The organism is Sphingorhabdus sp. (assembly GCF_046154385.1).
In the GTDB taxonomy this organism is placed as follows: Bacteria; Pseudomonadota; Alphaproteobacteria; order Sphingomonadales; family Sphingomonadaceae; genus Sphingorhabdus_B.
Map to the genome: position 1 here is coordinate 1 of NZ_JBJXFW010000040.1, position 18261 is coordinate 18261.

The window sequence follows — 18261 nt, forward strand, 5'->3', positions numbered from 1 at the left end:
AACGGAAATGAAGGGCGCCATTAAATCGCGCGCACCTTTACAACACAGTCGATTTCCACGGTCGCATCGCGCGGCAGAACAGGTACCGATACCGCTGCACGCGCGTGCTTTCCGGCATCGCCGAACACCGCCTCCATCAAGTCGGACGCGCCGTTTGCGACCTCCGGTTGATCGGTAAATTCGGATGTCGATGCGACAAAGACACCTAGTTTGACGATCCGCTCGACACGGTCCAGATCCCCGCCCAATGCCTTTTTCATCTGCGCGATCAGCATGATGCCACAGGCCCGGGCAGCGATTTGGCCATCGGCCAAACTGCGCGCATCGCCCACTTTGCCGGTAATCACCTTGCCATCGACAAAGGGCAATTGCCCCGACACATACAGCATCCCGTTCGCTTCGACCGTTGGCACATAAGACGCCACCGGAGCCGCAGGTTCGGGCAAGGTGATACCCAATTCGGTCAATTTCGCTTCGATCATGATGTTATCCTTTCCAATGCGGGTGCTGGCAATTCTGTCACCAGTCGCTCCCTGATCCAATGTTCGGCGTCCGCCCATCGGTCCAAACGTGCGTGCGCCGCTTTCGATGATTTAACCCGTTCCCACAATAACGGCTCACCCACAAAATGAAGCCGCCAGACGTCGGGGAAATGTTCCCCCACCGAATCATGCTGATGCCCCAGATCATCGACGAAGACCGCCACGCTCGGTTGATACTCTTCCAATATGCGGCCCAGTGCCTCGCCCTTGCCGCCCTGATTGGTATAGACCGGCGCATCGATACCGACGGCCTTTAACTGCGCCGCCCGCGGTTCGGCGCGATGGTCGAGCAAATTCGTCAGAATGACGACATCGGCGACATCTCTTAGCCGGTTAATCGCATCAACCGCGCCGTCAATTGCCTGTTGCCGGGACATTTCGGTATCAAAAAATCCGTTCAGCAAATCCCACACGCGTCCGCGTTCGACAACGGTGCCATCATGTTTATGCCGCAACGCTTCGCCCCAGTCGCCATGCACCAGATCGAAATGAATGTGATGCGCCTCGTCCAGCCAATCGCGAAACGGAACAATCATGTGCAACAACACTTCGTCACAATCTGAAATCAACAGGGGTTTACTCATGATTCCAGTTCCTCACGCGCTTTAACCAATAATGCCGGCGATACCCCGATACACGCAGCGCACGCCAACAGATCGGGTTCGTGCGCCTCTAAAAAAGTCAATATCGCCGCCTGTGTTCCGCGTTCCGCGATACTGGTCCGCAACCCTTCTGGCGTAAGTCCGGTAAGCGACAAAAGCCGCTCCGCACGCGCTTCATCCATCAAGGCCCAGGCCAATGCCTGAAACGCCATTCCCGACGCGTCCAACTTGCCATTTGTTTCATGCATGGCTTTCGCTTAAGCGAAGGCACGGGTGAACGCAAAGCGGGAAAAGGGCTGTAATGTCGAAAAAGGTGATGATTGTTGAGGACAATGAGCTGAACCTCAAGCTGTTCACCGACCTTTTGCGCGCGCACCAGTTCAATGTGGAGGGCGTGCGCGACGGGCGGCTGGCGCTGGAACAGGCCCGAATGTTCGCCCCTGACCTGGTCATCATGGACATCCAGTTACCGCATGTCAGCGGCATCGACCTTATCGAAGCGATGCAGAAAGACGCGATATTGTCCGCCGTCCCGGTGCTCGCCGTAACTGCTTATGCTGGCAAGGGCGACGAAGAGCGCATCAGAGCGGCAGGCGCGCGCGGCTATTTGTCGAAGCCTGTGTCGGTGATGAAGTTTCTGGAGGCGGTGAAAGTGATTGTGGGGTGAATGCCATGTCCGGCACGCCGTTGGCACCCAGTCTTGACGCAATCATTGCGTAAGTTATACAATTTAAATGGATATTTTACGAAAATTAAGTTGAGAGATGGGTATCGACGTAAGTGCACAAAAGGTTGTTACTTATAACCCGGCCCACCAGAAACGAGTCATTACCGATCCCTCTCGCATTCCGCCTTCTTTGGTAATAAATTCACTGAAGGTTGTGAGTGTTTTTGGTCGACGAAAAGTGGCGCAAGATAATTATGACGGAAATCCTCTAATTTACGCCCTTAAAGGCAAGTTCGGCTATACGATGCCACATGGCGACTTTCGACAACTGCTTAGCTGCGCCCAAGAAATCGCTCCCAAGGCGCTGGATGGCGTTCAGTATGATTTAGTCGTGCCGCTGCCATCAACCTCACTTGTTACAAATATTTTGGCCAAACGGGTATCGCGCTTGAATGGCGGCTGCTCAACCGTTGAATGTCTAGATAAGGTCAACATTGGTCAAGTCTTGGCGACCGCGCCAAATGTAAATCAAGTGGCAAATCGATATCGAACCGAGTTTCGGTCTCAATTGCATTCGATGCAAGTGGCAAACCCAAACGACTTTTTTGAAATGAAACATGTACCGATAGCTTTGAGAAGCTACTTCATACCGGTGATTGCGAATCATATCGCTGGGCAAATTGCCAACAAGAAGATTTTGCTCGTCGACGACATATTGGGTTCGGGTACTAGTCTTCTATCGGCAGCGCGTGGGCTAAAGCAATTCGGTCCGAGTGCAATTGTTGGTTTTACGCTGATGGGCCGCCTCGCATAATCCTTGACATTTGGCCTAACATTACATAACTAACTTATTCTAAAGACCGCATTTACACCTTGCGGTCTCTAAATATGAAGCATTTTCCTTGGAAAATGTAGGATCGGGCAGCGCCGCCAGTGGCCACATCGTAAGGATGGAATAACTGGAGATCGGGTACCGGCCGACTGATTTTAGAGGACGCCAGGAAACTGGCGTCCTTTTTCTTTATAAATCAAAAAGGGCGCCCGAAGCGCCCTGATCGATAGCCATTTCAAGCAGCGGAGAGCTTACTTGATTTTGGCTTCCTTGAACTCGACATGCTTGCGCACAACGGGATCATATTTGCGGAACGTCATCTTTTCGGTGATGTTGCGCGGGTTCTTCTTGGTGACATAGAAAAAGCCTGTGTCAGCGGTGCTGAGCAGCTTGATCTTGATCGTGGCTGGCTTCGCCATGGCCCATTCCTTCGTGTTCGAATTTCGTTAAAAATGATAGCAGCAGCAATGCCGACCATTCACAGACGCGCGCCTTTGCGGATTCGTGCGTGCAAAGTCAAGCATTGAGTCGATTGTTCACGCTAAATTCGTTCAAACCGCATCGGCTTCGGTGCACCCTTAACGCGCAGCGCACCGTGCAGTTTCATTACTTATTAACCATGATAGCGCAAAGTTCCCGAATATATGGGGTTTAGGGGCAAAGTCATGGAGATGGATCATGATCGGCAAATGCTGATTCGCGCGGAATTAAGCGATCTGCTTGAATCCCTGCGGCTGACTTCTTTTGATACCAATCCCTTGCAATTTCTTGTCCGTCTGGAAGCGATACGCCAAACCGCCATCACACATCATTTTTCTGCCGTGGCCGAAATCGCCGGTGTTTTTGAAGCATCGATGAGCCGGGTTATCGAACATGGCGGGGCCGATTCGGTGGTGAACAGCTTCACCGGCATATTGGGCGACGCCATTGGCTGTCAGCAGTTAAGCCCATCGGTCACGCAGTCGCTATTGGCTTCTATCGCGGTGCGATTGCCGCGTTAGTTTTGAAATGATGCTGCTATAGCGACATCATGGACGCGCTTCTCTCTACATTCTTCTCCGTTTTCTTGGCAGAAATGGGTGATCGCACCCAGATTTTGGCTGCCGCCTTGGCACTACGATATCACCGGAACGGCGCGATTATCGCGGGGCTAGCATGCGCGACCCTTTTGAATTGCGCGCTTTCGGCAGTGGGCGGCTCGGTCATCGATCAGTGGATTAGCGAAACCGCTTTGAAGCTTTTCGCCGGGCTCGCTTATATTTTCGCAGGTGCCGGAATGTTGATGTGGCGGCGGACGGTGGACCCGCTGACCAATTGGAAAACCCCTGCCTTTCTGACCGCATTTCTCGGCCTGTTCATTCTCGAATTCGGGGACAAGAGCCAGTTCATCATCGCCGCCCAAAGCGCGCGCACGCCCTTTTGGGGCATGGCAATGGCCGGCGGTTTTGTGGGCATCATGGCCGCCACGATTCCTGCGGTACTTATGCGGGCGCGCCTTGCACAGGTCGTCCCGCTCAAACTTATTCGATGGGTGTCGGGGGGTCTGCTGTTGGGCTGGGGGCTTATGCTGGCAACGCAGGCTTTCGGGCTGGCTTGAGTGAACCGCTCACTATGAGTGGACGACAGGCTGCGATAGTAAATGGAGCCAAGGCTCCTTATATGGAGATGATCCCCCACCCCGATAAGGAGAATTTGAATGGCAGAAGGCGATAACAGCAAAAAGGCATTGGCCGATGCACTGAATGGCCTGCTGTCGGATTATTATGCCCTGTATCTGAAAACCAAAAATTTTCATTGGCACGTCACCGGTCCGCACTTTCGGGAATATCACCTGCTGTTTGATGAACAGGCAACCGAATTGATCGCAACCACCGACCTTGTGGCCGAACGTGTCCGCAAGTTGGGACAAGATACGCTGACCTCGATCGGCGCAATTGCCGGACGGCAGCGGATCAAGGATCATGATTCCACGTCAACCGATGCGACGAAAATGTTGAAGGAATTGCATGTCGACAACGAAAGTCTGGCAAAGTCATTAAAGGACGCAAAAGATCTGGCTGACCAAGCCGGTGACAACGCAACCGACGGCTTGCTGGATGACTGGACCGATCAGGCCGAACAGCGCGCCTGGTTTTTAGCGGCAACGCTCGGCAAAGGCTGATATAAAAAAGGCGGGCAAAGCCATATGCTTCACCCGCCTTTTCAAAATTTGCAGGACGTTTATTCCGACAGCGTGCTTAAATTCGTTGCCGAATATTTGCCGCGGCGGTCGATTTCGATATCGAATGCCAAACGGTCACCCTGTGTCACCTGCCCCATGCCCGAACGCTCAAGCGCAGAGATGTGTACAAACACGTCTTCGCCGCCGTCATCACGTTGTACGAAACCAAAACCCTTCATGTCGTTGAAGAATTTCACGGTTCCATTGGCGCGTTCGCCTGTCGATTCGCGCTGAGGTCCACGGGGGGCCGAATCACGGTCACCGCCACGGAAGCCACCGCCTTCACGGGGCGGACGATCACGGTCGAAACTGCGTTCCGGACGCGGTGCGCGTTCCGGCACCGCGATGGGTTCGCCATCGATAACCAGATCGGTCGCAGATACCTTGCCGCCACGATCCACAAGTGTGAATTCGAGCGGCTGACCTTCTGCCAAACCGGTCAGACCGGCCTGTTCAACCGCGCTGATATGGACGAACACATCGTCGGGACGGTCATCGACTTGGATGAAGCCGAAACCCTTTTGCCCGTTGAAAAATTTGACTATTCCTTTGCCGGAACCAATGACCTGTGCAGGCATCGGGGGTCCGCCGGGGCCACGGCGCGGAGCACCAAAGCCGCCGCCAGCACCGCCGCCGCCAGCACCGCCGCCGAAGCCGCCACCTGGACGGCCACCGCCGAAATCATTCTGGAAAGGAGGGGGTGCCCGGTAGCCATCATAGCTGTCATCACCAAAACCGTCTCTTTTGTCCCGGCCACGGCCGTTACGCTTGCGATCAAAACCCATGTCTTCGTACTTGCCTTCTCACCGCCCAAAACAACCTAGTCTATGCAGTCGAGGGCGCCGGTCCTGCACATCACAAGCGCGGCCCTTCCTGATCGCGCAAGCCCAAGCTATATCCCAATAAAAGATTGCGCGATAGCAAATATTGCGATGAATCGTTCAAGGTTCAAAAACGCACTTTTAATTGCCTTGGTGGACACAGTCGGGCAAGGGACCGTGCATGAGCGTATATTTGCATGAAGAAGACCTGCCCCAAGGCGTATTGGCGCAAGGGCCTGTGGCCGTCGACACCGAAACAATGGGCCTGATAACCCCGCGTGACCGGCTTTGCCTGCTGCAAATCTCCGACGGGCGCGGCGACGAACATCTTGTAAAGTTCGGACCCGACAGTGACTATGCCGCACCCAATTTGCGCGCTGTGCTGGCCGATCCGGCGCGGCTTAAGCTGTTCCATTTTGCGCGTTTCGACATTGCCGCGATTTCGCATTATCTAAATGTGGTTGCCGCGCCAGTGTTCTGCACCAAAATCGCCTCGCGTTTGACCCGCACTTATACGGACCGGCACGGCTTGAAAGAGCTGGTCAAAGAAATGTTGGCCACCGACATTTCGAAACAGCAACAATCAAGCGATTGGGGTGGGCCTACGCTATCGGAGGCGCAAAAAGATTACGCCGCAAGTGATGTGCGTTATCTGCACCGGTTGCATGATGAATTTGTGGTTCGCCTCGAAAGGGAGGGGCGCACGGCACTGGCCCAAGCCTGTTTCGACTTTCTTCCCCACCGCTCTGCTCTTGATTTGGCAGGATGGCCGGAAATCGACATATTCGGGCACAGTTAAGGTTCGAAAGCTCACATATATAAAATGTCAAAACAGGCAGACCTCGAACGCACACAAAGGCAACAATGGGCTCTGCCAGGCGGCCGGCATGACCGCCTTATCCGATTGTTGCGCGTGGGACTGCCCAGCACAATCGGTTTATTGGTCGCCATACTGGCATTTAGCCCCTTTACCGGAACGCAGGAGCTCAGCTTTGTCCTTAACAAGGACGAAGTTAACTTGTCTCGCGAGCGTATGCGGTTGATCGAGGCTCTGTACCGCGGCGAAGACAGCAAGGGCAGGCCCTTTTCGCTGCGCGCGGGGAGTGCCGTGCAGAAAACCTCCGCAGAACCCGTTCTGGAAATGACATCCTTGACCGCCCGGATATTGTTGAATGATGGCCCAGCGTCCATTCTTGCGCAGCGCGGCTCCTATAATCTCAATCGGGAAACGATGCGCGTGAACGGTCCGCTGGCGGTGAACTCGCCGGATTATAACATGGTGGCCAGCAATGTAGAGCTGTCGTTAAAAACAAAATCCATGCAAAGCTTTGGTGCCGTCAGTGGCCGCACCAAGGTTGGCACATTCCGAGCTGACAGATTGAAGGCCAATCTGGAAACTCGGATCGTAAGACTGGATGGCGGCGTGCATTTGCGTATCAACCAGAATGCAGTTAAGTGAGGTTTTGATGAACTTTCGTGCGAAACAACTCGGTATTTTGATCACATGTGCTGTTGCTGCGATGATCTCGACGGCTTCATCTGCACAAACTATCCGCAGCCATAACAGCAATGCGCCCGTTGATTTCACGGCTGATTCCCTCGAGTTGCAAGATCGCGCCGATCGAGTGGTACTCGCTGGCGGAGTGACCGTGACTCAGGCAGGGCTGATTTTGAAAGCCAGCCGATTAACGGCCGCATATTCCAATAGTGGCGGGGGTACAGATGTCGAGCGGCTCGATGCAACCGGCGGCGTCACGATCAGCAAGGATGATTTGCGCGCAACCAGCAACGCAGCAATTTATGATTTGGATTCCAGCCTGATTACCTTGATCGGTAACGTCAATCTGGTGCAAGGCAGCAACAAATTGAGTGGTGGACGCTTGGTTATCGACCTGAATTCCGGTCGTTCGACCATTAACGGTGGCGGCAACACCGGGACAAGCGCCGCCAACGGCCGCGTTTCAGGTACATTTACCGTTCCACCCCGGAAAAACTAAATTCGCCAAAATGTTTACGCATAAATCATGCCAATTGCATGTTGGCCGCAGAATGGGTAGCTGTTGGGGCTAATGACACAGGTTATTCGCGGGCGATGATTTGAAATGGACAGCATGACAACAGAGCGAACGGCTGGCGATACCCAATTACCCGAAGTCGTGCAATCCGGACTAGGCGTCATATCGATTGCCAAAAGCTACGACAAACGAGCGGTCTTGACGGATGTGTCACTCGCCGTGGCAAAAGGTGAAGTTGTGGGATTGCTCGGTCCCAATGGTGCAGGCAAAACGACCTGTTTTTATTCGATCATGGGCCTTGTCAAACCGGACAGCGGCCGCATCACATTGGACGGCGCCGACATTACCGCCATGCCAATGTACCGGCGCGCTATTTTGGGATTGGGCTATTTACCGCAGGAAACATCCATATTTCGCGGCATGACGGTTGAACAGAATATCAGCGCCGTTCTTGAAATGGCCGAGCCGGATGCGAACGCACGCAATGCCCGGCTTGAAAAGCTGCTTGAAGAATTCGGCTTGGGCCGCTTGCGAAGCGCGCCCGCCATGGCCTTGTCTGGCGGTGAGCGCCGAAGATGCGAAATCGCACGCGCCCTTGCGGCAAATCCATCCATCATGCTTTTGGATGAACCGTTTGCAGGGATCGATCCGATCTCGATTTCGGATATTCGCAATCTGGTAAAAGATCTAAAAACCCGCGGGATTGGCGTGTTGATTACGGACCACAATGTCCGCGAAACGCTGGAAATCGTGGACCGTGCGTGCATTATCTATGGCGGGCAGGTCCTTTTTTCGGGGTCTCCCGAGGCATTGGTTGCAGACCCAAATGTCCGGCGACTCTATCTGGGCGAAAGTTTTGCAATGTAATGGGGCGGGCACTGACCGAATATTTCAATATCCCATGCCAAAAACATAATCCGTGGCATTAGCACCTCGCCTCGATTTGCGCCAAAGCCAGTCACTGGTGATGACGCCGCAATTGCAGCAAGCGATAAAACTGCTTGCCCTGTCATCGCTGGAAATCGAAGCATTCATTGCCGAGGAGGTGGAGCGCAACCCACTGCTTGAAACGGGAACGCCGGAAATTCCGGCCGAAACGGTTCCGGATGACTTTACCGCCTTGCCGTCCACCCAAAGCGGTGACCGCAGCAGCGACGATGTCTTGGGCGGCACGGACATGGCTGCATCAGAGGCATTGGACGTCGATTTTGGTGCCGAAACTTTTCACCATGATGGTGTCGCCGATAGCATCGGAGGCAGCGATGGGATGCTTGGCCTTTCCGGCGGTAGCATGGCGGGCGGATTTGAAGGTGAAGGCCCGGATTTCGACAGCTTCGCAGCCGCAGATATCAGCCTGCGTGAGCATTTGATGGAGCAAGCCGGGGCCAGCCTGTCCGGCCGCATGCTTTTTCTGGCACAGCAGATCATCGAACAAATCGAACCCACTGGATATCTGGGTGCCGATCTTTTGGCTATGGCGCATCGGCTGGGTGTCCCCTTGGTTGAAATGGAGGGTGCCCTGACCGAGGTGCAGCGGTTCGACCCAACCGGCGTGGGCGCACGCGACCTTGCCGAATGCATCATGCTGCAAGCCAAAGAAGCAGACCGATATGACCCGTGCATGGCAAAGCTCATCAACAATCTGGATCTTGTCGCCAAGGGAGCGTTTGACCAGCTAAAACGTATGTGCCGGGTGGACGATGAAGATTTGCGCGACATGATGATCGAGCTTCGCAGCTATGATCCCAAACCGGGCTGTCGTTTTGAAACCGAAAACAGCATCGCGGTAACACCTGATATTTTTGTCACGGCACGGGGGACAGGATGGGCGATCGAACTGAATAGTGCGAACCTGCCCCGCTTGCTGATAAACCGGACTTATGTCGCCGAACTGGGAAAAGACAAAACGACAAAGGCATGGATAAATGACTGCATGGCTGACGCCAATTGGCTGATCAAAGCAATGGACCAACGGCAACGCACTATCGTCAAAGTGGCCACCGAAATTGTGAAGCAACAGGACGGTTTTTTTCGGGGTGGCGTCGCGCATTTGAGGCCGCTGACATTGCGGCAGGTCGCAGATGCCATAGAAATGCACGAATCCACGGTCAGCCGGGTCACCAGCAATAAATATCTGCATTGCGACCGCGGGCTGTTTGACCTTAAATATTTCTTCTCTTCCGGCGTACAGTCTGCAGACGGGGATGGCGTTTCCGCCGAAGCCGTAAAAAGCCACATAAAGACATTGATAGACGGCGAAGGCGCAAAGATCCTGTCGGACGATACTCTGGTCGATTTGTTAACGGCAAAGGGCTTCGACATTGCCCGGCGTACCGTCGCAAAATATCGCGAAGCAATGGGTATTGGATCGTCGGTCCAACGACGGCGGCAAAAGAAAATGGGCCGTTAAGAGGGGCTCAGGCGATTACCAATCCTGATCATCAAGCTCGATGACGCCCTGCCGAGCCATCGCCCCGGCAAGGATCGTTTCCAGCAATTCGGGATAACTGATACCTGCAATTACGGCCGCCCTGCCAATCACCCGCTGCGACCAGATATTGCACTGAAGATTAACTTCGAGGAAATTGATCTCACCCGTTGCAGGGTTAAGCCTGAACTCGAACCGGCCATAATCAAAAGGCCACAATTCCGGTAATAGCTTGCGGGTCAATTCTTGCACTTTGGCGATGAAAGCCGGGTCGGTTTCCTGCACCAATTTGGCCTCTGATGATTCAAAGCCCCGCTTTTCAGCATATGTCCGCAACACTTCGGTATCATGATCGAAACGCATCAAAGGCAAAAACTGGGCTTTGCGCGCACCGATCACTGGCAATTCGACATCAATACCTGAAAGAAACGGTTCAACCAGCGCATCATGCCCTTCGTCGTGCAGATGTTCGACAGCGTTTTTAACTCCCGCCCAGTCATTTTCGGCGGACACTCCCCAACTGGCCGAGGAGGCATTGGGTTTAACGACGTAGCGGTCTGCCGACCAATCCGTGATCGGATCGACTGGAGCATTCCGACGGAAAATCGCCGAATTGGCAGTCGGCACGCCCCGTGCCCGTGCGGCCATCTTCATCAGATGCTTGTCGTCCGAAAGCCCACGCAAAATCGGAGTTGCTCCCAAATAAGGGACGCCCAGCCGCGTGCACAAGGTGGGCATCATCAATTCACTATTGAGATACCCGCCGCGGTTCAGCAGCGAAAAGACGAAATCAACATCGGGCTTTGTGAACAGGACTTCGGGACTGTTCGCCGCTGTAACGTTGAGGCCCAGATTCTCCAAGACATCGCGTACTTCGCGATGATAAACGGCATGATCGCCATCAACCGTGTCACGCGACCCGTCGCCCAGCGCGTGCTTTGCAATGAAAAGCAATTTAATCTTGTCACGGTAACGCGCCGGAATGAACAGCTTGCGCGGCGGGGAAATAATTTCAACTGGCATAGGGGCTTTGGCCTCTTGGCTGTTTTGTGTATGCGGGGTCGGTAGTGCCGCATTATGGCGGTTGTGAGGCGGTATCGCCAGCAGGAAGGGATTGGAATGTCTTTGCTTGATCTACCTACCGCGACTTTGATGAGCGCGGGCGGCGACGACCGGATAACTTTGGACGAGCAAAGCGGCCTGAACAGTTATGGCTGCGCGCCCGAACCTGTAAGGGCAATTAGCTATTCTTCATCGACCGCCAGTTCCATTTCCGCGCCTGCTTATGCCCATGCCCATGCGGTTCACCATCAATTGCGGCTGGCGGTTGCCAATGGCGAAAGCGAGGATGCCGCCTATACGCGTTTTTTGCGTAACGCACGCAATCGGATCCGTCAGGTTTACAGCCTTGGGGCAGATGTTGACGTAGCATTCGGCGCATCGGGGACGGATCTGGAATATCTTGCCCTTGCGATTGCGCTGCAAAGTGGTCAGCCAGTCACCAATGTCGTGGTCGAAGTCGACGAGGTCGGCAGCGGATGCCTGTTTTCACAGGCTGGACAATATTTCGCTGCCCGAACCGCGCTTGGTTTGGAAGTTGTTAAAGGCGCGCACTTGCCCGGATTTGGTGCGGATGTGATTTCGGTCGAAACGTTGAAAACACGAACCGAAAATGGGCCAGTCCGGCAAGACGACGAATATGCACAGATGCTGCTCGAAACCATCGGGGCAATCATTGCAAATGGTGGACGGCCTCTGGTGCACATCATTCACCGGTCCAAAACGGGCATCATCACCCCTAGTCTGGCCACCATAGATAAATTGATTGCGGCTTATGGGGATTCGGTCGATCTGGTCGTCGATGCATGTCAGGGGCGTATCTCGCCTGAAACGATCCAGGCTTATCTGACGCGCGGGGCGAGCATCTTTCTTACCGGATCGAAATTTATCGGCGGTCCTCCTTTCAGCGCATGGGCCCTTGTCCCTATGAAGCTTTCGGCCCGGATGAAATCAGGAACGGCGGCCCCTGCCGGCCTTGCCCATTTCTTTGCCCGTGGCGACATGCCCACCGGTTGGAGCGATACAGATGCGGTTTTGCCGGAACGAACCAATTTTGGACTATTGCTAAGGTTGGAAGCGGGCTTGTTCGAACTGGAGCGCTTGCTCGCTATGCCTATGGAGCGTGTGGACGCTGTTATTCTGGCGTTTGGCAAGGCCATGCGAACTTTGGCAGAAGCGATGCCGTTCAGGCTGATCGAAGGTGCTGCAAACGATCCCGCCGCCGGCGATCATCAAAACGACCAAGCCCCGGTTCATCCACTCGATCGAAAAATGCTGTATGTCATAGAACTGACGGAGCCAATTTTAACAACGGGCCATGCGCTGTCTGTCGAACAGGCACGGGAAGTGTATCGCGGCCTTTATACAGATATGGCAGAGTCATTTACGCAACCCCATGACCGGCTGGTCGCATCGGAAATCTGCCACCTCGGGCAACCCGTCAAATGTTTGAAGCAATCCGATGGCGAATGGGCGCCTACGTTAAGGCTATCGCTATCGGCGCCCCAGATATTTGAAATGATTGGTCTGGATGCCGACCGGTTGGTTGAACGCTTTGCTGCGGATATTGAACGGATTGCATCCAAGATCCGTCTTGTCACCAGAACTTTAGCTTAGGGTCAAAAACCCCTGGCTCTAAGCCGCACGCAAGCGATCGAGGAAGTTACGGCTCGCTTCGCGTAAGGCTGCTGCCCGGCTCTCGAGTCCGGACATGACGTGCTGCATTTCATCGGCTACCTCGCCCACCTGCACCGCTGCAACATTCACTTCTCGGCTGAATTCACGCACATGTTCCGCATCTTGGGCTGCATGTTGCGCGTGCCCACTTATGTCGCGGGTTGCGGCCTGTTGCTGCGTAATAGCAGCGGCAATATTGTTTGCACCCTGTTGCACTTGAGACATCTCTTGGGCAACGGACCCCACCATATGGGCTGCGCTACCCATCTGGTCCTTGATGTTCGTAACCGTCGCAGTTACCGACCCGATGGCACCATGCGTTTGGCTGGCAAGGCTTTTTACTTCCTGTGCCACCACCGCAAAACCCCGTCCGGCATCACCAGCGCGGGCGGCTTCAATCGTTGCGTTAAGCGCCAGCAAATTTGTCTTGCCCGCAACATCCTGAATCATCGAGGCGATCTCTTCTATTTTCTCGGCTTCAATGGCGAGATGCGCCATCACACCGCTGCCTTCCCTGCTGCTTTTGGTTGCGGCCTCAGACGCTATGACCTGATCCTGCACCTGATGTGTTATAGCATCGGAGGACACACTTAATTGGCGTGCGGCCGCAGCGACCATCTGTATTGCGACGCTCATGTTCGACGCCATATCGGCCATCGCGTCCGTGCGTTCCAATGTTTGCGTTCCGATGGCAGCCAATTGCTGCGATGATTCCCCGACCGCACGAACCGCCGATTCCATCACATCGATTATCGCATAAACGGAGTGCTCAAATTCGGTTGCCAATGCTGTCATGGCCATGCGCTGCTGGGTTTCCGCCCGGTTCCGTTCTTCATTTCGGGCAACATTGGTATTGCGACGTTCAGCTTCCAATGCTTGAAGTCGCTCCTGTTCAGCCGCAAAGAAGCTCTCCTTGCGACGCGCAAAGCTTTGCGCTTCATCAAGGGAATGCATGAATGATCGCCATTGCATCATCGCAACGCGGTGCAATGTAATGCCAACCAAAGTGATGCCGGCATAAAAGAACCACGGCATGGATATGTCTGAATATGTTGCCGATATCGCGCTGCCGATAGTCATTATGATAAGCCACATCACCATTGCAGCTGGCAAACACAGATAGATAAGGGCGCCGATCGTCAACAGACCAAAAGTCATGGCGCTGGCAACAACAGGGCCAATTTCCTGATGATAGCTCCAGATATCGGCAAGCAAAAGTACCCAGCTGAAGGAAACTACCGACACTTGCAGGATAAACAGACGCCGCAGGAATAACAGATAATGCCCGTCAGGGTCGGCCTCTTCGGAATATTCTTTAATACGCACATGTACGCGAAAGCCGACGATCATCGCTATCGTGTAAAGCGGAGCACAATAAGGGGCGAAATCGGTTTTTGCCCCGCCAAACCATAAAATGCCCAGCGCAGGCCACATTGCCGCCATTCCGGAGAGAAACGCGGCAACATGTGACCGCCCCACAGCTTGCAACTGCGCCAACATCAAAGCGCGGTTTTCAATGCGTGCAGAACGACGCAATATCGCCCATTCACCTTGCAAATTGGTGAAGAATGCGAACATGTCTTTCAAATGGCGCAAATTGCTCATGCATCGGTTCCGACGGGAATTTCCTCCGACGTTCCTACAGCTTAATAGTAAATTAGCCGTTAACCATGCACTTCATTTCCGAATGTCGCCAACACACGCATCCACAAAAAAGGCGGCCCTCGAAAGGACCGCCTTTTCTTTCCTCCAGCAGGCCGGGGCTATGATCGCCCCGTGCGCTGAAACACTTAACGCTTCGAGAATTGGAAGCTCTTACGCGCTTTCGCCTTACCGTATTTTTTACGTTCAACGGTCCGGCTGTCACGGGTCAAGAAGCCTTCAGCTTTCACTGCGCTGCGTAACAGCGGCTCATATTTCGACAATGCCTGTGCAATACCGTGCTTGACCGCACCGGCTTGGCCCGAGAGACCGCCGCCTTTTACGGTTGCGATAACGTCATATTGACCGATACGCTCGGTCACGCCGAATGGCTGATTGATCACGAGACGGAGCGACGGACGTGCGAAATACACTTCCTGGTCGCGGCCATTGACAACAATCTTGCCGGTTCCGGGCTTCAGCCATACGCGGGCGACCGCATCCTTGCGGCGGCCGGTTGCATATGCGCGACCCTGGGCATCAATTTCCTGTGCGCGGATTACAGCAGCAATCTGGACAGGCGCTTCAACGCCCAAGGTTTCGAGATCAGCGAGTGAATTTGCGGTATCGGACATTATGCACCCACCTTGTTCTTGCGGTTCATGGAAGCGACGTCGAGCGTCTGGGGTTGCTGGCCATCATGCGGATGTTCAGTGCCGTTGTACAAATGCAGGGCGCGCATTTGGGCGCGGCCAAGCGGTCCGCGCGGAACCATGCGCTCCACAGCCTTTTCCAGCACGCGCTCAGGGAATTTGCCGTCAAGCACTTTCCCTGCGGTGATACCCTTGATTCCGCCGATATAACCGGTGTGGCGATAGTAGACCTTGTCAGTCAACTTCTTGCCCGTAAACTTTACCTTGTCGGCGTTGATAACGATGACATGGTCACCGCAATCAACATGCGGCGTATAGCTTGGCTTGGTCTTGCCACGCAGGATGTTGGCGATGATGCTCGCAACCCGGCCAACAACCAAGCCTTCGGCATCAATGAGGATCCACGATTTCTCAACGTCCTGCGGACGGATCGATTTCGTAACTCTGGATAGCGTTTTCATCGCTAATCGAACCTTTCGGAATTTGTAGATATGTGCCCAGAATCATATAATCCTGGTCGCGAAGCGGCGCTAATGACGATGAACCGGTCGATAGTCAAGCAAAAGCAGGGGTTTTACGACGGGTATAATAATACCCTTTGCCATCCATTGGTCAACTTGAGGCGGCGGCAGACGGTTCCTTCATGCTGTCTCGAAAGCCACCCAATCTGCAAAAGCTGGATATGCGGCATCGGTTGAAACCCGAACCACAGCAGGCACTTCATACCGGTGCAGCGCCGCAATCCGTTGCATGGCCATGTCCGCCTTGTCAGGGCTGGTCTTGAACAAGACCGGATGTTCTTCCTTCGCCTCGATCTCGCCTTCCCACCGGAAATGTGAAATTACCATCGGAAAACGATTGGCGCTGGCAATCAGTCTTTCGGACAATAGCCTACGGCACATATCATGGCCTTCGCCCGCCGTAGGAAACACCGCGTAAATGAGGGCAACGTCAGACTTTCCGCCCTTATGCGCCATGGTTACGACCTATGACATGAGTTCCCCAGGCCGTTGCGGCGACCACCAGCGCACCGACTGCCTGATGTGCAACGGCGAGCACGATGTTCATCCCCGTCATCACCGTCGCGATGCCCAGCAGTATCTGCACGCCAAAGGCGCTATGGATGGCAACGGACGCAGAACGCACCCCGGCCGCTTTGGTTTTTCGCGCAAGCATTATCAATGCTATTACCGCAATCCATGCCCACCAACGGTGCACAAAATGGGTTAAGAAGGGATCGTTGACGAGAGCCGAAAATAGGCCGCTGCTCGTATCGATACCCTCGGGAATGAAATGGTCATTCATCAACGGCCAACTGTTTGAAACATAACCGGCATTCAATCCGGCCACCCATGCACCGAACAGCAATTGCACGAACAATATTGCCATCACTATGGCAGAAAATCTGGTAATCTTTGCCGGTTTTGCAGCAGAATTCTTTGCATATGCCTTTAAGTCCAGCGCCGTCCAGACCAGACCGCCAAGAATGAACAATGCCGTCAGAAGGTGCACCGCAAGCCGGTAGTGGCTCACATCCGTCCGCGCGGACAGACCAGACGACACCATCCACCAGCCAATCGTCCCCTGCAAACCGCCAAGCGCCAGCAGCGCCAACAGGCGCGGCTTATATCCTACGGGAATAGCCCGCCTTATCCAGAACCAAGCCAGTGGCAGGGCAAAGGCCAGGCCAATCACGCGGCCCAGCAATCGGTGAACCCATTCCCAGAAATAGATGAACTTGAACTGCGCCAGAGTCATGCCCGCCGGGCCGTTTATTTCCGTATATTCGGGTATCTGCTTATATTTTTCGAATTCCGATATCCATGCTGCTTCATTCAGCGGTGGCAAAGTTCCGGCAACAGGCTTCCATTCGGTAATCGAGAGCCCCGATTCAGTCAGCCGCGTAATCCCGCCAACGACGACCATGATAAAAACCAGCACGGCAACACACATAAGCCAAGCGACCAACGCATCGGGTCGGGCGGTGACGATGCCCGATTTTCTGTCAAATATTTCGGAATTTTCCATGGCGGCGGATATGCGCGGTCAAAGACCATCTGACAAGTAAGGCAACGATCCGTACTATTGCTTTTCAAGGCAAATCAGTTGCAAAAAGATATCTGGGCTATTTGAAATCCACGGGTCGGGTCCCAGGGTCGAGACATAGTCCTTTTTCATCAAATGATATGTTGTAACGTCTGACAAAATATGCCATTGGCTCCCGCTATGGCAAAGGTTTGGACAAAATGGCGATGGGACGGGCTTGGGTTAAGCATCGCCGGGCTTTGCCTTATGCATTGTCTGATTTCATCGGTCTTGCTGGTTTTTCTTGCCTCGGCCGGTGGTCTTCTGCTTGATCCCATCATTCACGAAATTGGCTTGGTGCTGGCCATTGTCTTCGGGATGCTGGCCTTGGGCAAGGGACTGTGGGATCATGGTTTTGTGATGCCCGCCGCAATCGGCGCGTCCGGCATTGGCATGATGGCGGCTGCACTTGCAATTCCGCACGGCACGACTGAAATAGCATTGACCGCTGTTGGCGTTGCGATCCTGGCTTGGGGTCATATACTGAACCACCGCGCGTCGAATTGACCTAAGGGTCTGCGCAGCCTACATTGGGGATATGGCATCACACCAACATCACGAACATGAGGGCGCATCGCTTGCACATGCGGCGCAAAGTGCGCTCATTCAGGCAGGCGAGCAATGGACCGATATGCGGGCCGACATTTTTGATGTTCTGGCGACTTTCGACAAGCCGGCTTCAGCCTATGATATAGCGGACCACGTATCGCAAAAACGCGGGAAGCGTGTCGCTCCCAATAGCGTTTACCGGATACTTGACTTGTTCGTGGCGACCAATCTCGCCCGCCGGGTAGAAAGCGCAAACGCCTATTTGGCCAATTCCCATCCCGGATGCATGCATGACTGCATCTTCCTGATCTGTGACAATTGTGGCACGGCGACTCATATTGATGACGACAAATTGACAAATAATGTCCGTATGGCCGCGGAAAACGCGGGTTTCGCGCAGGTTCGCCCGGTCATCGAAGTGCGCGGGAAGTGCGCTGATTGTGACTGACAGGTTAAAATTTTCTCGCTA

Annotated in this window: 24 protein-coding genes; 13 read left to right on the plus strand and 11 right to left on the minus strand. The window is 54.1% G+C overall.

Features of this window, described 5'->3' with window-relative positions; translation table 11 throughout:
• Window positions 1–20: 20 nt before the first annotated feature.
• Genes ACKVOS_RS07350 through ACKVOS_RS07360 form a run of 3 tightly spaced genes read right to left on the minus strand, consistent with a single transcriptional unit; the run spans window position 21 to window position 1392 of the window.
• Window positions 21–482: a RidA family protein gene (locus tag ACKVOS_RS07350; protein WP_409211367.1), complete on the minus strand. Its 462-nt coding sequence runs from the start codon at window positions 480–482 to the stop codon at window positions 21–23.
• A complete protein-coding gene (locus ACKVOS_RS07355) occupies window positions 479–1126 on the minus strand; it encodes an HAD family hydrolase (RefSeq protein WP_409211368.1) in 648 nt (215 codons plus the stop codon). Before ACKVOS_RS07355 ends, ACKVOS_RS07350 begins: the two co-directional genes overlap by 4 nt.
• Entirely contained in the window at window positions 1123–1392 is a 270-nt protein-coding gene (locus ACKVOS_RS07360; RefSeq protein WP_409211369.1) for a DUF3572 family protein, read from the minus strand. Before ACKVOS_RS07360 ends, ACKVOS_RS07355 begins: the two co-directional genes overlap by 4 nt.
• A gap of 53 nt (window positions 1393–1445) precedes the next feature.
• Here ACKVOS_RS07360 and ACKVOS_RS07365 point away from each other — a divergent pair, with 53 nt between their 5' ends.
• Together ACKVOS_RS07365 and ACKVOS_RS07370 are read left to right on the plus strand one after the other, a co-directional pair.
• Entirely contained in the window at window positions 1446–1811 is a 366-nt protein-coding gene (locus ACKVOS_RS07365) for a response regulator (RefSeq protein ID WP_409211370.1), read from the plus strand.
• Between the two features lie 97 nt (window positions 1812–1908).
• Window positions 1909–2625 (plus strand): phosphoribosyltransferase, encoded by a 717-nt coding sequence (locus ACKVOS_RS07370; protein WP_409211371.1) that lies wholly within the window; start codon window positions 1909–1911, stop codon window positions 2623–2625.
• A gap of 269 nt (window positions 2626–2894) precedes the next feature.
• Here ACKVOS_RS07370 and rpmG read toward each other — a convergent pair whose 3' ends face one another.
• On the minus strand, window positions 2895–3062 hold the full coding sequence (gene rpmG, locus ACKVOS_RS07375) for a 50S ribosomal protein L33 (protein ID WP_125229418.1): 168 nt from the start codon (window positions 3060–3062) through the stop codon (window positions 2895–2897).
• Between the two features lie 246 nt (window positions 3063–3308).
• Here rpmG and ACKVOS_RS07380 point away from each other — a divergent pair, with 246 nt between their 5' ends.
• The 3 genes from ACKVOS_RS07380 to ACKVOS_RS07390 all read left to right on the plus strand — a co-directional run bounded on the left by ACKVOS_RS07380 (window position 3309) and on the right by ACKVOS_RS07390 (window position 4804).
• Window positions 3309–3644 carry a hypothetical protein gene (locus tag ACKVOS_RS07380; RefSeq protein ID WP_409211372.1) on the plus strand — a complete coding sequence of 112 codons (336 nt, stop codon included), beginning with the start codon at window positions 3309–3311 and terminating at the stop codon, window positions 3642–3644.
• A 29-nt stretch (window positions 3645–3673) separates the two neighbouring features.
• Entirely contained in the window at window positions 3674–4240 is a 567-nt protein-coding gene (locus tag ACKVOS_RS07385) for a TMEM165/GDT1 family protein (protein WP_409211373.1), read from the plus strand.
• A 99-nt stretch (window positions 4241–4339) separates the two neighbouring features.
• Window positions 4340–4804 carry a Dps family protein gene (locus ACKVOS_RS07390; protein ID WP_409211374.1) on the plus strand — a complete coding sequence of 155 codons (465 nt, stop codon included), beginning with the start codon at window positions 4340–4342 and terminating at the stop codon, window positions 4802–4804.
• Window positions 4805–4863: 59 nt separating this feature from the next.
• Here the strand turns inward: ACKVOS_RS07390 and ACKVOS_RS07395 are convergent, their stop codons facing one another.
• A complete protein-coding gene (locus tag ACKVOS_RS07395; RefSeq protein WP_409211375.1) occupies window positions 4864–5649 on the minus strand; it encodes a cold-shock protein in 786 nt (261 codons plus the stop codon).
• 217 nt (window positions 5650–5866) lie between these two features.
• Between ACKVOS_RS07395 and ACKVOS_RS07400 the strand changes: the two genes are divergently transcribed.
• The 5 genes from ACKVOS_RS07400 (at window position 5867) to rpoN (ending at window position 10110) form a co-directional block, all read left to right on the plus strand.
• On the plus strand, window positions 5867–6484 hold the full coding sequence (locus tag ACKVOS_RS07400) for a ribonuclease D (RefSeq protein ID WP_409211376.1): 618 nt from the start codon (window positions 5867–5869) through the stop codon (window positions 6482–6484).
• Between the two features lie 24 nt (window positions 6485–6508).
• Window positions 6509–7144, plus strand: a complete 636-nt coding sequence (gene lptC / locus ACKVOS_RS07405) for an LPS export ABC transporter periplasmic protein LptC (protein ID WP_409211377.1) — start codon at window positions 6509–6511, stop codon at window positions 7142–7144.
• A gap of 7 nt (window positions 7145–7151) precedes the next feature.
• Window positions 7152–7682, plus strand: coding sequence for an LptA/OstA family protein (locus ACKVOS_RS07410; RefSeq protein WP_409211378.1), 531 nt, complete (start codon window positions 7152–7154; stop codon window positions 7680–7682).
• A gap of 114 nt (window positions 7683–7796) precedes the next feature.
• The gene (gene lptB / locus ACKVOS_RS07415) at window positions 7797–8567 is read left to right on the plus strand and encodes an LPS export ABC transporter ATP-binding protein (RefSeq protein ID WP_409211379.1); all 771 of its coding nucleotides are present in this window, start codon (window positions 7797–7799) and stop codon (window positions 8565–8567) included.
• Window positions 8568–8619: 52 nt separating this feature from the next.
• Window positions 8620–10110 (plus strand): RNA polymerase factor sigma-54, encoded by a 1491-nt coding sequence (gene rpoN / locus ACKVOS_RS07420; protein WP_409211380.1) that lies wholly within the window; start codon window positions 8620–8622, stop codon window positions 10108–10110.
• A 15-nt stretch (window positions 10111–10125) separates the two neighbouring features.
• Here rpoN and ACKVOS_RS07425 read toward each other — a convergent pair whose 3' ends face one another.
• Window positions 10126–11151 carry a phosphoribosylglycinamide synthetase gene (locus tag ACKVOS_RS07425; RefSeq protein WP_409211381.1) on the minus strand — a complete coding sequence of 342 codons (1026 nt, stop codon included), beginning with the start codon at window positions 11149–11151 and terminating at the stop codon, window positions 10126–10128.
• A gap of 96 nt (window positions 11152–11247) precedes the next feature.
• On the opposite strand from ACKVOS_RS07425, the gene ACKVOS_RS07430 reads away from it, so the two are divergent.
• Window positions 11248–12804, plus strand: a complete 1557-nt coding sequence (locus ACKVOS_RS07430; RefSeq protein ID WP_409211382.1) for a hypothetical protein — start codon at window positions 11248–11250, stop codon at window positions 12802–12804.
• Between the two features lie 18 nt (window positions 12805–12822).
• On the opposite strand, the gene ACKVOS_RS07435 is transcribed toward ACKVOS_RS07430, so the two are convergent.
• The 5 genes from ACKVOS_RS07435 to ACKVOS_RS07455 all read right to left on the minus strand — a co-directional run bounded on the left by ACKVOS_RS07435 (window position 12823) and on the right by ACKVOS_RS07455 (window position 17186).
• Window positions 12823–14469, minus strand: coding sequence for a methyl-accepting chemotaxis protein (locus ACKVOS_RS07435; RefSeq protein WP_409211383.1), 1647 nt, complete (start codon window positions 14467–14469; stop codon window positions 12823–12825).
• A 185-nt stretch (window positions 14470–14654) separates the two neighbouring features.
• Entirely contained in the window at window positions 14655–15140 is a 486-nt protein-coding gene (gene rpsI / locus ACKVOS_RS07440) for a 30S ribosomal protein S9 (RefSeq protein WP_409211384.1), read from the minus strand.
• Entirely contained in the window at window positions 15140–15619 is a 480-nt protein-coding gene (rplM, locus tag ACKVOS_RS07445; RefSeq protein WP_409211385.1) for a 50S ribosomal protein L13, read from the minus strand. The genes rpsI and rplM overlap by 1 nt, the downstream gene beginning before the upstream one ends.
• Before the next feature lie 180 nt (window positions 15620–15799).
• On the minus strand, window positions 15800–16135 hold the full coding sequence (gene cutA, locus ACKVOS_RS07450; protein ID WP_409211386.1) for a divalent-cation tolerance protein CutA: 336 nt from the start codon (window positions 16133–16135) through the stop codon (window positions 15800–15802).
• Window positions 16125–17186: a COX15/CtaA family protein gene (locus tag ACKVOS_RS07455; RefSeq protein ID WP_409211387.1), complete on the minus strand. Its 1062-nt coding sequence runs from the start codon at window positions 17184–17186 to the stop codon at window positions 16125–16127. The genes cutA and ACKVOS_RS07455 overlap by 11 nt, the downstream gene beginning before the upstream one ends.
• A gap of 198 nt (window positions 17187–17384) precedes the next feature.
• On the opposite strand from ACKVOS_RS07455, the gene ACKVOS_RS07460 reads away from it, so the two are divergent.
• Together ACKVOS_RS07460 and ACKVOS_RS07465 are read left to right on the plus strand one after the other, a co-directional pair.
• Window positions 17385–17750, plus strand: coding sequence for a MerC domain-containing protein (locus ACKVOS_RS07460; protein WP_409211388.1), 366 nt, complete (start codon window positions 17385–17387; stop codon window positions 17748–17750).
• A 31-nt stretch (window positions 17751–17781) separates the two neighbouring features.
• Window positions 17782–18240, plus strand: a complete 459-nt coding sequence (locus ACKVOS_RS07465) for a Fur family transcriptional regulator (protein ID WP_409211389.1) — start codon at window positions 17782–17784, stop codon at window positions 18238–18240.
• Window positions 18241–18261 lie beyond the last annotated feature (21 nt).

Coding starts and splice junctions, on each gene's coding strand:
- ACKVOS_RS07350 (WP_409211367.1), bottom strand. CDS start 482: ATGATCGAAGCGAAATTGACCGAATTGGGTATCACCTTGCCCGAACCT.
- ACKVOS_RS07355 (WP_409211368.1), bottom strand. CDS start 1,126: ATGAGTAAACCCCTGTTGATTTCAGATTGTGACGAAGTGTTGTTGCAC.
- ACKVOS_RS07360 (WP_409211369.1), bottom strand. CDS start 1,392: ATGCATGAAACAAATGGCAAGTTGGACGCGTCGGGAATGGCGTTTCAG.
- ACKVOS_RS07365 (WP_409211370.1), top strand. CDS start 1,446: ATGTCGAAAAAGGTGATGATTGTTGAGGACAATGAGCTGAACCTCAAG.
- ACKVOS_RS07370 (WP_409211371.1), top strand. CDS start 1,909: ATGGGTATCGACGTAAGTGCACAAAAGGTTGTTACTTATAACCCGGCC.
- rpmG (WP_125229418.1), bottom strand. CDS start 3,062: ATGGCGAAGCCAGCCACGATCAAGATCAAGCTGCTCAGCACCGCTGAC.
- ACKVOS_RS07380 (WP_409211372.1), top strand. CDS start 3,309: ATGGAGATGGATCATGATCGGCAAATGCTGATTCGCGCGGAATTAAGC.
- ACKVOS_RS07385 (WP_409211373.1), top strand. CDS start 3,674: ATGGACGCGCTTCTCTCTACATTCTTCTCCGTTTTCTTGGCAGAAATG.
- ACKVOS_RS07390 (WP_409211374.1), top strand. CDS start 4,340: ATGGCAGAAGGCGATAACAGCAAAAAGGCATTGGCCGATGCACTGAAT.
- ACKVOS_RS07395 (WP_409211375.1), bottom strand. CDS start 5,649: ATGGGTTTTGATCGCAAGCGTAACGGCCGTGGCCGGGACAAAAGAGAC.
- ACKVOS_RS07400 (WP_409211376.1), top strand. CDS start 5,867: ATGAGCGTATATTTGCATGAAGAAGACCTGCCCCAAGGCGTATTGGCG.
- lptC (WP_409211377.1), top strand. CDS start 6,509: ATGTCAAAACAGGCAGACCTCGAACGCACACAAAGGCAACAATGGGCT.
- ACKVOS_RS07410 (WP_409211378.1), top strand. CDS start 7,152: ATGAACTTTCGTGCGAAACAACTCGGTATTTTGATCACATGTGCTGTT.
- lptB (WP_409211379.1), top strand. CDS start 7,797: ATGACAACAGAGCGAACGGCTGGCGATACCCAATTACCCGAAGTCGTG.
- ACKVOS_RS07425 (WP_409211381.1), bottom strand. CDS start 11,151: ATGCCAGTTGAAATTATTTCCCCGCCGCGCAAGCTGTTCATTCCGGCG.
- ACKVOS_RS07430 (WP_409211382.1), top strand. CDS start 11,248: ATGTCTTTGCTTGATCTACCTACCGCGACTTTGATGAGCGCGGGCGGC.
- ACKVOS_RS07435 (WP_409211383.1), bottom strand. CDS start 14,469: ATGAGCAATTTGCGCCATTTGAAAGACATGTTCGCATTCTTCACCAAT.
- rpsI (WP_409211384.1), bottom strand. CDS start 15,140: ATGTCCGATACCGCAAATTCACTCGCTGATCTCGAAACCTTGGGCGTT.
- rplM (WP_409211385.1), bottom strand. CDS start 15,619: ATGAAAACGCTATCCAGAGTTACGAAATCGATCCGTCCGCAGGACGTT.
- cutA (WP_409211386.1), bottom strand. CDS start 16,135: ATGGCGCATAAGGGCGGAAAGTCTGACGTTGCCCTCATTTACGCGGTG.
- ACKVOS_RS07455 (WP_409211387.1), bottom strand. CDS start 17,186: ATGGAAAATTCCGAAATATTTGACAGAAAATCGGGCATCGTCACCGCC.
- ACKVOS_RS07460 (WP_409211388.1), top strand. CDS start 17,385: ATGGCAAAGGTTTGGACAAAATGGCGATGGGACGGGCTTGGGTTAAGC.
- ACKVOS_RS07465 (WP_409211389.1), top strand. CDS start 17,782: ATGGCATCACACCAACATCACGAACATGAGGGCGCATCGCTTGCACAT.